Consider the following 13134-nt stretch of genomic DNA (forward strand, 5'->3'; position numbering starts at 1 on the left):
CATGCCGGCGCAACACCTTCATTACGTCGAGGGGACGGTCAGTTGCTCGAGCTGCGTCAGCCAATGCAGCGCATGGGCGCGGGAGCGTCCGCACATTTCCTCAGACGCCTGCAGGCCGCTGCAGCACCGCGGCCTGTCAGGCGCACCAAAAATCCGGCAACGCATGTCCGCATCCAGTTGAACACACGCCACGCCCGCGGGCTTACCGCCCGGCATGCCGGGAATCGAACCGGAAATGGAAGGCGCGATGCAACAGGCACCGCAGTTGGGACGACAGTTCATGAGATCCGGCAATGGACGATCGGCGATGCCGCCGGCGCGCTGGAGCGGTACCGCACGCGCGGCCTACAGCACCAATTTGCCACAGAGACCGGCAAAACCAAGCCTGCGACGGGGGAAACGGCAACGCCATCAGAGGGTCGAGTATAATTACAACGCTTATCTTCGTCGATTCGAACCGTCAAGACACCATGAACATCGAGCAAGCACGCTTTAACATGATCGAACAGCAAATCCGCCCATGGGAGGTGCTGGACCAGGACGTGTTAAACCTGCTGGCGATCGTCAAGCGCGAGCATTTCGTACCTGCTGCTTATCGCAACATTGCGTTCGCCGATCTTGAGGTGCCGCTGCCGGCGGGCCAGCACATGCTGTTGCCGAAGATCGAGGCGCGAGTGCTGCAGGAACTGGCCGTGAAAAAGCACGAAGTGGTGCTGGAGATTGGTGCCGGCTCCGGCTACATGGCGGCGCTGCTCGCGCATCGCGCGCGCTCGGTGCTGACATTGGACATTGTCCCGGAGCTGGCGGAGTTGGCCCGGGCCAACCTGGCGGCAAACGGCGTGACCCATGCACAAGTCGAAACCGGCGACGGCTCACGCGGCTGGCCCACACAAGGGCCGTATGACGTCATCTGCGTATCGGGCGGGCTGCCGATGCTGCCGCAAGAAATGCTGGAGCAATTGAAGATCGGCGGCCGGCTCGCGGCATTCGTCGGCGTGGCACCGGTCATGCGCGCCCAGATCATCACCCGTGTCGATGACAAGCAATACCGGATCGCCGACATCTTCGAGACGTTCGTCACGCCCCTCACCAACGCGGTCGAGCCGCCTCAATTCAAGTTCTAAACAATGCAGAACCTCACTGCCTCCGATCTCGCCGCCTGGCTTGCCGACTCGTCTCGGGCCGCACCCGTGTTGCTCGACGTGCGCGAGCCCTGGGAGGTATCGACAGCCCGGCTCGACGGTATCGTGCATATCCCGATGAAGGACATTCCGGCGCGCAGCGAAGAACTCGATGACGACGCGCAGATTGTCTGCATCTGTCATCACGGCGCCCGCAGCGCGAGCGTGGGCATGTTCCTCGAGGCGCGCGGCTTCAAGCACATCTATAACCTGCAAGGCGGTATCGATGCGTGGTCGCGGCAAGTCGATCCGTCGGTGCCGACTTATTGAACTACCCTCGCATCGACAATCGTACGTGGTGGTCGGCCATGTCGGAGAAAAGGCCGATCAAGTCGAGCATCCTCAATCATCGTCCGGCGCGATGACAAATTGCAGGGGCTAGGCTATTTTGGAACGCCCCAACCGTTCACGGCGAAAAGGTACCGGCGTACGCGCGGATCGATGTCCACGACGGTATCGACTTCGCGCTGGGGAGGGCGAGTGATGATGTTCGCGGCCGCCTCCGTTGCATGATGACTTTGTCCGACAATTTTTTCATTTAGTGCACCTACATATCGGTCATACTGGTCCCTGAACGGTGCCCACTTTCCACCATCGGCCACGTCTTTTTCAAATGCCTCGACGTCTTTCTTCCATCTGTCGACCGCAGCGGAACCGCCGTTTGTCACACAAACCTTTTTATAAGCTGCACATAGAACAACGAAAAGAGGCAGTGTTGGGTCATTTTTTTCTTCCGCCCATTTTGCCGTGCGCACCAGCCCTGGGATAGCTGCCTGTACGTCTTCAACGTCCTTTAGTTCTTTCGGCGGCGTGCTAAGCAACTGACGGTATTGAAGATCCATCTGCTTGCGTAGTTCGGCGTATGAGAGGGGCAGGGGGTCAGATTTAGAGCGAGTTAGCCGGGGCAGGCGTTTTCGCAATGAGGCCATTGAATTCGAACGCTCCAATTTCTTCCATACGCCCGCAGTCCAATTCTGCATTCGCGTCGCATTAGTCTTGTCGCTGTTTGACAATGAATTCTTGCTGTCTTCTACTTCGGTAGCCGAATCATTGCTTCCCACCCGCCCAAGCTGCGCCGAAGTAGCAGAATGCGACGTCCATGTTACCGTTGAGCCCGCATTCTTAATCGATGACGAGGTGGCACGGGTGCTACGAAGCGCTGGTTTCACGTTAAAGCTCGATGCCGCTAGTCTGCCTCGCTTAATCTGTACGCCATCTTCGTTATTATCCTCATGTTTTAAGAGTACAGTATAATTGTTCATCCTTGGGGTTTCTGGTCTAGTAAGGCATAGTTGTCCTAGCATCGCCAGACCATTCAGCTTACCGCTAGCGGCGGGTGTGCTGGCATCGATGCTCGGTTTCTTCAGCTTACAATCTTTGCCGCTTTTTCTTGTTTTTTTGACGAAGGATAAAAAGGGGGTGAAACAACCGGTCATCTTTAAATCGGCTGTCATAAAGGCCTCCTTGGCACACCACGCCACCACGTTGTATAACTTCCGTCGAGCGTTGGAAGAAATCCGCATGCAGCGAACTGGCTTGCACTATCACACCATACTTCCACTACACGGAATTGGTGAGAGTAAGACGAATCCTTAACATAACGAGCGCAGCCAGCAGATATTGGGACGCGCACCTATTTCATATCCGCCATATTCGAGAGCGTTTTTGCCAACGCTTTTTCAGTAATACTCATTCGCATGACCGGCATGCTGCGATAAGACTCCATTGCCCATCGCATGACAGCATAGCAACGTGAACGAGCACCATTACAATATCAACAATTAAGGATCATTAAGCGTCATTTTGACGAGGCGACAGGCTGCCTGCTTTGATGAACATTGCGTAGAACGCAAGTGCGTATCGGACCATCACCCGTCATTAAAATGTACAGCTGACGCTGCGCCAGCAAGGGAACACGCCGAGGATTTGAGTGCCCTGCCGGCCCGTGCCACCATGAAGTCTGGCTTACTAACCATCGATAAGGCGGATCTCGCGCCGATGGCTAGCGCATCGCTCGACGCGATGATACTGAACATCCGCAACATTCACGATGACAAGCCATCCGTGATAGCGAATTGAACGAGCAAAGCAGACTGAACGAGGTGCCCCTTTATCGGGAAGAACGGCCTGTTCGCGGCTTAACGGGCGGCAACAGCGCCTCCAGCGCATCGATCGTGCGACGGGTTGCGCCACGGTGACGGGCCGCGAACGCGGCCCCGGCGGCGCCCATCGTCACACGGCGCGCGCGATCGGTCAGCAATGTGCGCACGGCCTGCGCCAACGCGGCCGGATCCTGCACCCGCAGTGCAGCACCGGCCGCGATCGCGTCGGCGCTCGCCTGGGCAAAATTGAACGTATGTGGGCCGATCACGACCGGCACGCCGACGGCGCAGGCCTCGATCAGGTTCTGGCCACCGAGCGGCAGCAAGCTTCCGCCGATGAAGGCCACGTCCGCCGCCGCGTAATAAGCGCGCATCTCGCCCAGCGAATCGCCGAGCAGCACTTGTACGTCAGCCGGCAGCGGCGCGATAGCGGCCACCTCGTGTGAGCCGCTCGCCGCCGATGCACCGGCCCACTGCGAACGGCGCGCCAGCTTGAGTCCGGCGCGCTCGACCAGCGCCGCGACCTCGGCAAAGCGCTGCGGATGGCGAGGCACCAGCACCAGCAGCACATCGGCGACGCCGAGCCGGCGGTATGCGTCCAACACGAGCGCCTCCTCGCCGTCGCGCGTGCTGCCCGCCACCCACACCGGCCGCGAGCCGATCGCCGCATGCCAGGCGCGGCCGCGCTCAGCCAACTCCGCCGGGGCCGCCATATCGAACTTCAGGTTGCCGAGCACCGCGACATCACGGGCGCCAAGCGCGCTCAGGCGCTGCGCGTCGGCCGGGCTCTGCGCCAGCACGCGCGTAAAGCCGCCGAATACTTGCCGCACCGCCGCGCCAAAACGCGACGCGCGCCGGTATGAGCGCTCCGACATGCGCGCGTTGGTGAGCACCAGCGGCACGCCCGCATGGCGGCACTCGTCGATCAGCGTCGGCCACGCCTCGGTTTCCATCACGATGCCCAACGTGGGACGCCATGCGCGCAGAAACCGCCGTACCGGGCCGGGCATGTCATAGGGCAGATAGCAGCGCAACACGCGCGAGCCGAATAGCTGCTCGCCGGTCGCCCGTCCGCTCGGCGTCATGTGCGTGAGCAGCACCCGCGCGTCGGGACGCTCGTCGAGCAACGCCTGCACTAGCGGTTGGGCGGCACGCGTTTCGCCGAGCGACACGGCATGGATCCAAACCAGCGGGGCATTGTCGTGCGCCGCGCGGCCTGCCGCATGGCCGAACCGCTCGCCAATGTGCTCGATGTAGCCACGCTCGCGCCGTGAGCGCACCACCAGGCGCACAACGGCCAACGGTGCGACGAGGTACCAGAGCACACGATACAGAATCCTTAGCATCGATCGTCGGCCCACCGGTCAGACAAGCGCGTGGCCCGCGAGGCGCTCCAGAATGCCTAGCGGCGCGCGCTGCGGCTGCACCATTGAGCGCACCGGCAGGAAAAAGGTCTGCTCGAGCATGAATTGGCCGGACATCACGGCATGCGACGCCTGGTCCGAAAAGCAGACCCAGACGCTGCCCGGCGGAAACGGCATCGTCTGCTGCGGCGCGTTGCGCTGGTAATCCAGGTCGGCCTTCATCGCGTCATGCAGGTGCAACATCAGATGGTCGTACTCGCTGCGCCGCGTCTTGGTCACGTGGAGCAGCTTCAATAGCCATGCGGCGCCGGGCACCGGTTTAGGCAGTTGAGGCAGAAACCGGCGCGCCACCTCCTCGAACGGCTCGCCGACCCGCCACACGCGCGGCTCGCCGTGTGGGTTGACGTTCGTGAACACGCGCAGGATTCGCTCGCCGCCGTTCGGCCGCGACGGAAATGCGTCCACGTGCAGCCGACTGTCGTCCTTGCGCCATGACGTCTTGCGCGCTTCGACGCGATGCAAGCGCAGGCTGGTGGGCGCAACGCGAAGCTGACCCGTATATTCCGGGAACAGTCCATCGACCAGCTCGCGTGCCTTAAGCTGGTAGCGCGACACCAGCGCACGCACGGCCGACTGCGTGACCGCATCGCCCGACACGCCGTGCAATGCGCCGTCGTTGGGCGCCAGGCTGATGTTCTTGCGCTTCGGATCGGCGATTGCCGGATCCAGCAGCCCTGGTTCGCCCCCTTCAATTGCAAAGCGCAAGCGAGGGAAATACAGCACTTTGCCGGACTCTACCGCGGCCAGCAATGTCTCGCGCGGCACCGACAGGTGTTGCCCGTGCCAATCGGCGGTCTGGACCTCGATGATTTGTGATTCGCTCATAGGAAAATATCGCTACAGCAATCCGAAGCGGGCCAGCGCACGCTTGACGTCGGCCAGGCTCGGCGAGGCGCCCACCGTTCCCAGGTTGACGATGGCAGGCGACCAATAGCCGCCGGTGCGCCACGCCGTCGCAAAATTGTACAACTCGACCGTCGGGCGCTTGAGCGCTGCGGCGATATGGACCAGACCGGTATCGACGCCGACGGTCGCCGCCGCGCCATCGATGAGCCCCGTCACCGCCGGCAGCGACAAGCGCGGCGGCACGAGCGCGGCGGCACCGAACGGCTGCGCGAGCCGTTCGCTGGTCGCACGCTCGGCTTCATTGCCCCACGGCAACACGATCGACGCGCCGCGGCGGATGAGCGCCTGGCCCAGCTCGATCCAGCGACTCTGAGGCCATTGCTTATCGTCACGCGAGGTCGCGTGCACAAACACCACGTACGGCACCGGCAGGTTCAGCCCCGTACGCGCCAGTTCGAGCGCCGCGCGGCGCCGGTCAATGCCGAAGTCGATATCCGGTGCATCGGCTCGCGGCGGCGGATCACCGAGTGCGCGCGCGACCAGCTGCCGGGAGCGCTCGACCACGTGCGTGCGCGGCTCGATCGGCACACACGTGCGGTAGAACCAGCGTACCGGCCACTCATAGCCGGCTCCGTCGGTGCGATTGCCCAGCCCGACGACGTGGCCGCGCGCCCAGCTCGCGACCCATGCGCTCTTGACCAAACCCTGGCAATCGATCACCACGTCGTACTGCTCGGCGGCCAAGGTGCGCCTGAATTGCCGCACTTCGCGCCACGTCGCTGCCGACAGCGGCCGCTTGCGCCAGCGGCGCAGACAGAACGGGATGGCGCGACGCACGCCTTGAACGAGCTCGACAAGCTCGACGAAATTCTCCTCGACCAGCCAGTCAATGATTGCATCGGGATGGCGCCGCCGGATGTCGGCGACCACCGGCATGTTGTGAACGATGTCGCCCAGCGACGATAGCCGAACGATTAGGATTTTTTGCACGCGGATCAATACGCTACGGGAACCACACCAGCCATATCGCCGGCGAAAGAGGATCGCCGGCGGGCTCTCGACCGCCGGGCGAAAAGTAGCGAATTGTAGCGCGGATAGACACAGCTATCGCGTCGGACCCGAACATCGTCGGTAGGCTGGCCCCACGCGGCGCCGATAGACGGGTCGCGCGACCCGACGGCCGCGGTGTGCCGGACCGCCTAGAATGGGAGTTTTGCGTCCGGCTTCTGCGCGAGGATCACGCGCCTAAAGTCCTCCTGGATCCGCTTGAGCGCGACATCATTGTCAGCCTCGAAGCGCATCACGACCACAGGCGTGGTATTAGATGAGCGTGCGAGCCCAAAGCCGTCCGAATACTCCACGCGCAAGCCGTCAATCGTGATCACGTCGTCGGCGCCGTCGAACGTCGCATGCTTTTGCAGTTGGCCAATCAGCTCGAAGTTCTCGCCCTCGTTGAGTTTGAGCTGCAATTCGGGCGTCGAGATCGAGTTCGGCAAGCTATTGAGCAACTGACTCGGGTCAGCCACGCGCGACAGAATTTCCAGCAGCCGTGCACCAGTATAGAGACCGTCGTCGAAACCGTACCAGCGGTCCTTGAAAAATACGTGTCCGCTCATCTCGCCGGCAAGCGGCGCGCCGGTTTCGCGCAGCTTCGCCTTCACCAGCGAGTGGCCGGTCTTCCACATCACTGGCTCGCCGCCCTGCTCGCGTACCCACTTGGCCAGATTGCGTGTGCACTTCACGTCATAGATAATCTGCCCGCCCGGGTTGCGCGACAGCACCTCTTGCGCAAACAACATCAATTGCCGGTCCGGATAGATGATCTGGCCGTCCCTGGTCACGACGCCGAGCCGATCGCCGTCACCGTCGAACGCAAAGCCGATCTCCGCGTCAGTCTCCTTCAGCGCACGAATCACATCCTGCAAGTTTTCGGGATGAGCCGGGTCCGGATGGTGGTTCGGGAAATGGCCGTCCACGTCGCAGAACAGCTCGACCAGTTCGCATCCGAGTGCCTTGAACAGCCTCGGCGCAAGTGATCCCGCCACGCCATTGCCTGCATCGACGACGATCTTCAGCGGCCGAGCCGGCTTGATGTCGGACACGATCCGCTCGACGTAGGCATCGCGCACGTCATGTTCGCTGTAGCTGCCGGCACCCGTGGCGAAATTGCTGTCGACGATGCGCTTATACAATGCCTGAATCTGCTCGCCGTAGATCGCGGCGCCGCGCAACACCATCTTGAAGCCGTTGTAGTCCGGTGGATTATGGCTGCCCGTGACAACGATGCACGAATCCACCTGCCGCCCCGCGAGCGGCACGCTGGCCGCAAAATAGCCGAGTGGCGTCGGCACCAGGCCAATATCGATCACGTCCACGCCCGCCGCGCGCAGGCCATCGGCCAGCGCGGCGGACAATTGCGGGCCCGACAAGCGCCCGTCGTGACCGATCACCACCGCATCGCCACCTTGCGCACGCACTTCGCTGCCGAACGCGCGGCCGATCTGCCGTGCCACATCGGCATCGAGCGTCTTGCCAATGACACCGCGAATGTCGTAAGCCTTGAAAATCGATTGAGAAATCATGAGTGAGTGCCTGTTGGAAACGAAAATTCGAGGGGCCGCCAAAGCGTGGCGCAACAAACCTACGCCGTCTGTTCGCAGTGCCGCTCACGGGTCGCCAGTTCGGAACCGGATCCAATCTATAATTGCAGCTTACTCAGACCCCTTTGTCTGGTCATTTTAACGTGGTTAAAGGCCATGATCGCCGAAATGGCCGTCCATACCACGTCAGGACGCGTACTTTTCGCCCCGCCGGCGCATGCTAAACCGAATCAAGAACAATCCGGATGTCGTCCGTGCGGTCGCTAACCTCTGTTGGCTTGGCCTGGAGCGGCTCACCCAAATTGGGGTCGCGATCCTAATCAGCGGCCTGCTCGCCCGCTACTTCGGTGCCGAGCTGTTCGGCAAGTGGCAGTATGCCAACACGCTACTGCTCGTGCTGGCGCCGCTGACCTGGGTGTGCGGCGCGGAGATCCTAGTCCCCATGATCGTGCACGATGGCGAGCAGCGCCTGGGCACAATCCTCGGCAGCGCATTCGCGCTGCGCTTTGCAATATCGGCACTCGCGCTCGCGCTGACGTGGGCCGGCATCGCTGCTGGGCTGACTGAGCCGACCGTCGGCGCGATACTGGCCGCGCTAGCCGTGACGCTGCTGTTCCGCGAGCCACTCATCGGCGTGATCAATTCGTGGCTGCAAAGCATCACCTATGCCAAGCCACAGTTGATCACGAGCACCGTCACCGCGCTAGCCAAAGCCGGCGGCGTCTGGCTGCTGGTGCACGCTGCCACGTCGGCGGCCAGCTTTGCATGGCTGTGGGTGATGGAGGCGGCGATCGTCGCCGCCGTGCTGCTCGTCTATTACCGCGCGCGCCACGGGCGTTTGGATTGGCGTGTGGAGCGCACGTTGCTGCACACGTTCGGCCGCGCCGGAACGGTTTTCTGGCTCGGACTCGTCTGCATGTACTTGTTCCTGAAGCTGGACCGGCTGGTGCTGGAGCGCTACGTGTCATTTGCCGACCTGGGCCGCTATGCAGCCGCACAGCAATTGAACGAGAACTGGATCGCGCTCGCGCTGATGCTTGCGCAAACGCTTGCACCGGCGTTCGTCTATCGTGTCGCCGACGTATCGCAGCTGCGACGCAATATGGGGCAGCTGCTGTGGATGGCAGCAGCGCTGATGAGCGCCGGCGCGCTGCTGCTGGATCTAACGGCGGACCTGGTCGTGCGGATCGTGTTCGGACCTGGTTTCGACGGCGCTGCACAAATCCTGCGCGTGGCGGTCTGGCTGTCGGTGCCGGCCGGCATCGAGGCGATCAGCAATCTGGTCGTGCTCAAATACCAGGCCAAATTCGTCTTGCTAGCCAAATGGGTGTTGGCACTGGTCGTCGCGCTCGCGCTGGACTTCGTATTGATCCCGGCATTCGGTGCACGCGGCGCGCTAGGCGGCTTGGCCGCAGGCTACATCACAGCGGCTGCGGTGAATTTCTACTATATCCGGCTCAAGCTCAAGCCATGAACGATGTTGATCACGACGCGCTCGCGAGCGTGAGCGTGCTGATCCCCGCCTACAATTGCCAGGCCGACCTGGAGCGCACGCTTCGCTCATTTAAAGAGCCAGCGCCGGTGCACGTGCTGATCGTCGACGACGGCAGCACGCCGCCGATCACCGCGCCCGCTATCGATGGCCTGTCGGTCGAAATCCTACGCCTGGCGCGCAATGGTGGGATCGAACGCGCGCTGGCCGCTGGCATCGATACGCTGGCGGCACGCTCGGTGCGCTACGCGGCCCGTATCGACGCTGGCGATCTTGCCTGTGCACGCCGGCTGGCGAAGCAAGCCGCCTATTTGGATGCGCATCCGCGCGTGGCCGCGGTCGGCATGTGGGCACAGGTCGCCACGCGCAACGGCGCGCCGCTGTTTACGTTGGCCCCGCCAAGCAAGCCGGCCGACATACGGCGGCAACGCTTTGCGCGCACCGCATTGATCCATCCGGCAATGATGTTGCGCGTGGACGCGGTCCGGCAGGCCGGCAACTATCGCGCGGCGTACCGCGCGGCCGAGGATTTGGACCTGTTCCTACGGTTGATGCGCACGCATGACTGCGCGAACCTGCCCGAAGTCGGGTTGGTTTACGAACTGAACGAAGGCAGCATCAGTGCTACAAAGCGACGCACGCAGATCGTCTCGACGCTGCGACTGCAGCTTGCCTACTTTGAGGCGTTCAATCCCTATTGGTGGCTCGGCCTAGGCAAGCACCTGCTGCATTGCGTAACGCCGTACCCGGTGTTGCAATCCATCAAGCGCGCACTGTTCCGTGCGCGTGCCCGTCAAACATGAGGACAACGATGACGAATCAAGGCACGATCCTGGTCACCGGCGGTGCGGGCTTTATCGGCTCGCATACCTGCGTGGCGTTGCTCAACGCGGGCTACGATGTCGTGGTAATCGACAATCTGGTCAACAGCAAAGTCGACGCGGTGCGCCGCGTCGAGCAGATCACCGGCAAGACGATCCAGTTCCACCAAGCCGACTCGCGCGATGACCGCGCGCTTCGGCAAGTGTTCGAACACCGCCCGATCCGCGCCGCGATTCACTTTGCCGCGCTCAAGGCAGTAGGTGAATCAGTGCAAAAACCGATGGAGTACTATGCGAACAACCTGGACAGCCTGCTGGCGCTGCTGCGCGTGATGAATGAGCATGATGTCAAGCACATCGTATTCAGTTCGTCCGCCACCGTGTACGGCGTCCCACAAAGCGTGCCGATCGACGAGTCATTCCCGTTGTCCGCGACTAACCCTTACGGCCAAACGAAGCTAATGGCCGAGCAAATCCTGCGCGACCTGGCGCACGCCGATGCTGGCTGGAAGGTCGCCATGCTGCGCTATTTCAATCCGGTGGGCGCACACGAGAGCGGGCTGATCGGCGAAGACCCGAATGGCATCCCGAACAACCTGATGCCATTCGTTGCGCAGGTGGCCGTGGGCAAGCTGCCGCGTCTGCGGGTCTTCGGTGGAGACTACGACACGCCGGACGGCACCGGCGTGCGCGATTACATTCATGTCGTCGACCTCGCGCGCGGACACCTTGCCGCACTTGATACACTGTTCGCGCAGAGCCGCAGCTTTACCGTGAACTTGGGCACCGGCAAGGGCTACAGCGTGCTGGACGTGGTGCGTGCCTTCGAGCAGGTCAGCGGTCGCAAAGTCCCGTACGAAATTGTCGCGCGCCGTCCCGGCGACGTCGCGTCCTGCTACGCGGATCCGACGGCGGCCGAGCGGGTCATCGGCTGGCGTGCCGAGCATGGCATCGAAAGGATGTGCGCGGATCATTGGCGCTGGCAGGTCAACAATCCGAACGGCTACGCCTAAGCCCTGCGAGGAGATGCGGCACCCATGCTCAGCTTCGCCATTGCCTTCTTGATTTCGCTGCTGGTCACGCTCGCCATCGTCCGTTACGCGAACACGCACCAGCGCCTGTCGACCGATACCGATCTGGGGGGCGTACAAAAATTCCATGTTCGGCCCGTGCCGCGCATCGGTGGCATTGGCATCCTGCTCGGGCTGGTGGGCGGCGCCATGCAGTTGCGCGGCGCGTATCCATCGGTAGCCGATGGCATTTTGCTGCTGGCCGCCTGCGGCTTGCCCGCGTTCGCCTCCGGGCTGATCGAGGACTTGACCAGGCGCGTGAGTCCCTTTACGCGGCTCGTCGCGACGATGGTCGCCGCGGCACTCGCGTATTGGCTGCTCGACGCGGCCATTACCCGTATCAGCGTGCCATGGCTGGATTTCGCGCTCGCGTATCCGTGGGTATCGGCGGTGATCTCGGTGCTCGCGGTCGCCGGGTTGGCCAATGCGATCAATATTATCGACGGCTTCAACGGACTCGCGTCGATGGTCGGCTTCATGATGTTCGCCTCACTCGCGTATGTCGCATTCCAAGTCCATGACCCGATCGTGCTGTCTGGCTCGCTGGTCATGATGGGGGCAATCATTGGCTTCTTTTTGTGGAACTTTCCGGCCGGACTGATCTTTCTGGGAGACGGCGGTGCGTATTTCATCGGCTTCATGCTGGCGGAGTTGGCCATTCTGCTCGTGATGCGCAACCGCGACGTTTCCGCTTGGTATCCGCTGCTGCTGTTCATGTATCCGATCTTCGAGGTCTGTTTTTCAATCTACCGTAAGCGATTCGTGCGCGGCATGTCACCTGGCATTCCAGACGGCGTGCATTTGCATATGCTCGTCTACAAGCGACTGATGCGCTGGGTGGTCGGCGCACGCACCGCACGAGAGCTAACCCGGCGCAATTCGCTGACCTCGCCATACCTGTGGTTGCTCTGCCTGATCGCCGTGATCCCGGCAACGTTGTTCTGGCGGCACACCGTCCACCTGTTCTGTTTTGTCGTGCTGTTCGTGGCAACTTATGTGTGGCTGTACGTGAGCATCGTGCGCTTCAAGGCCCCCCGCTGGCTCGTGTTCCGCAAGCGTCCGCGTTGATTTGTGGCGGGGTGGCGGCCGCTATGACCAGCGTTCTGGACGATGGCCCAAGCCAGGCGGAATGCATTTGCCAAACGCTGAGCAAAGCTGGGCACATGTGTCATTCATTCTCCGAAGGCAAGGCCTTCGTGCACCCGTTGCTCAGGCAAACCTTCGATCTGCTGGTGCTGGACTGGAGCGTATCCGACATGCCAAGCGACGAGGTGCTCAAATGGGCCAGGCAAAACCTGCCTCCCACGCTGCCCATGCTGTTCATGACCAGCCGCAGCTACGAGACGAATATCGTGTCGATGCTCGACGCCGGCGCGGACGACTACATCGTGAAGCCGGTGTCCGCGCAAATCCTGCTGGTATGCGTCGAAACGCTGCTGCGTCTCGACGCATACCAGCAGCCGGTGTGGGGCTCGCGCGAGCAGTTCGGCGACTCTATGTTCGACAACGCTGCAGCTGTTTCGCCATCTCGCGCGACCGCTGCCGTGATCGCACATTCTTGAGCGGGTCTGGAAACAGGACGTGGATGTTCTGTCGCA

General features: G+C 62.0%; 14 protein-coding genes. 8 read left to right on the forward strand and 6 right to left on the reverse strand.

Features of this window, described 5'->3' with window-relative positions; all coding sequences use genetic code 11:
* Nucleotides 1-21: 21 nt before the first annotated feature.
* Nucleotides 22-282, reverse strand: a complete 261-nt coding sequence (locus B0B13_RS19365; RefSeq protein ID WP_076796069.1) for a YkgJ family cysteine cluster protein — start codon at nt 280-282, stop codon at nt 22-24.
* Between the two features lie 188 nt (nt 283-470).
* Between B0B13_RS19365 and B0B13_RS09845 the strand changes: the two genes are divergently transcribed.
* A complete protein-coding gene (locus tag B0B13_RS09845) occupies nt 471-1124 on the forward strand; it encodes a protein-L-isoaspartate O-methyltransferase family protein (RefSeq protein WP_076796072.1) in 654 nt (217 codons plus the stop codon).
* Between the two features lie 3 nt (nt 1125-1127).
* Nucleotides 1128-1451: a rhodanese-like domain-containing protein gene (locus B0B13_RS09850; protein WP_076786212.1), complete on the forward strand. Its 324-nt coding sequence runs from the start codon at nt 1128-1130 to the stop codon at nt 1449-1451.
* 113 nt (nt 1452-1564) lie between these two features.
* Here B0B13_RS09850 and B0B13_RS17965 read toward each other — a convergent pair whose 3' ends face one another.
* On the reverse strand, nt 1565-2635 hold the full coding sequence (locus B0B13_RS17965; RefSeq protein ID WP_139337391.1) for a hypothetical protein: 1071 nt from the start codon (nt 2633-2635) through the stop codon (nt 1565-1567).
* A gap of 499 nt (nt 2636-3134) precedes the next feature.
* Here B0B13_RS17965 and B0B13_RS19370 point away from each other — a divergent pair, with 499 nt between their 5' ends.
* Nucleotides 3135-3260 carry a P-loop NTPase family protein gene (locus B0B13_RS19370; protein ID WP_139337392.1) on the forward strand — a complete coding sequence of 42 codons (126 nt, stop codon included), beginning with the start codon at nt 3135-3137 and terminating at the stop codon, nt 3258-3260.
* Between the two features lie 31 nt (nt 3261-3291).
* Here B0B13_RS19370 and waaA read toward each other — a convergent pair whose 3' ends face one another.
* From waaA to B0B13_RS09880, 4 genes are all read right to left on the reverse strand, one after another.
* Nucleotides 3292-4629, reverse strand: a complete 1338-nt coding sequence (gene waaA / locus B0B13_RS09865; protein ID WP_076796080.1) for a lipid IV(A) 3-deoxy-D-manno-octulosonic acid transferase — start codon at nt 4627-4629, stop codon at nt 3292-3294.
* Nucleotides 4630-4647: 18 nt separating this feature from the next.
* Nucleotides 4648-5532: a Kdo hydroxylase KdoO gene (gene kdoO, locus B0B13_RS09870; protein WP_076796082.1), complete on the reverse strand. Its 885-nt coding sequence runs from the start codon at nt 5530-5532 to the stop codon at nt 4648-4650.
* Between the two features lie 12 nt (nt 5533-5544).
* Entirely contained in the window at nt 5545-6543 is a 999-nt protein-coding gene (gene waaC / locus B0B13_RS09875) for a lipopolysaccharide heptosyltransferase I (RefSeq protein WP_076797259.1), read from the reverse strand.
* 209 nt (nt 6544-6752) lie between these two features.
* Nucleotides 6753-8135 carry a phosphomannomutase/phosphoglucomutase gene (locus B0B13_RS09880; RefSeq protein ID WP_076796085.1) on the reverse strand — a complete coding sequence of 461 codons (1383 nt, stop codon included), beginning with the start codon at nt 8133-8135 and terminating at the stop codon, nt 6753-6755.
* 235 nt (nt 8136-8370) lie between these two features.
* Here B0B13_RS09880 and B0B13_RS09885 point away from each other — a divergent pair, with 235 nt between their 5' ends.
* Genes B0B13_RS09885 through B0B13_RS09905 form a run of 5 tightly spaced genes read left to right on the forward strand, consistent with a single transcriptional unit; the run spans nt 8371 to nt 13098 of the window.
* Nucleotides 8371-9627: an oligosaccharide flippase family protein gene (locus B0B13_RS09885; RefSeq protein WP_076796088.1), complete on the forward strand. Its 1257-nt coding sequence runs from the start codon at nt 8371-8373 to the stop codon at nt 9625-9627.
* Nucleotides 9624-10448 carry a glycosyltransferase gene (locus B0B13_RS09890; protein ID WP_076786206.1) on the forward strand — a complete coding sequence of 275 codons (825 nt, stop codon included), beginning with the start codon at nt 9624-9626 and terminating at the stop codon, nt 10446-10448. The genes B0B13_RS09885 and B0B13_RS09890 overlap by 4 nt, the downstream gene beginning before the upstream one ends.
* A gap of 8 nt (nt 10449-10456) precedes the next feature.
* Nucleotides 10457-11479, forward strand: coding sequence for a UDP-glucose 4-epimerase GalE (galE, locus tag B0B13_RS09895; RefSeq protein ID WP_076786205.1), 1023 nt, complete (start codon nt 10457-10459; stop codon nt 11477-11479).
* Nucleotides 11480-11503: 24 nt separating this feature from the next.
* A complete protein-coding gene (locus tag B0B13_RS09900) occupies nt 11504-12604 on the forward strand; it encodes an MraY family glycosyltransferase (protein WP_076786204.1) in 1101 nt (366 codons plus the stop codon).
* Between the two features lie 23 nt (nt 12605-12627).
* Nucleotides 12628-13098 carry a response regulator transcription factor gene (locus B0B13_RS09905; RefSeq protein ID WP_076796090.1) on the forward strand — a complete coding sequence of 157 codons (471 nt, stop codon included), beginning with the start codon at nt 12628-12630 and terminating at the stop codon, nt 13096-13098.
* Nucleotides 13099-13134: the final 36 nt, after the last annotated feature.

It is taken from the genome of Burkholderia sp. b14 (assembly GCF_900156195.1).
GTDB lineage: Bacteria > Pseudomonadota > Gammaproteobacteria > Burkholderiales > Burkholderiaceae > Mycetohabitans.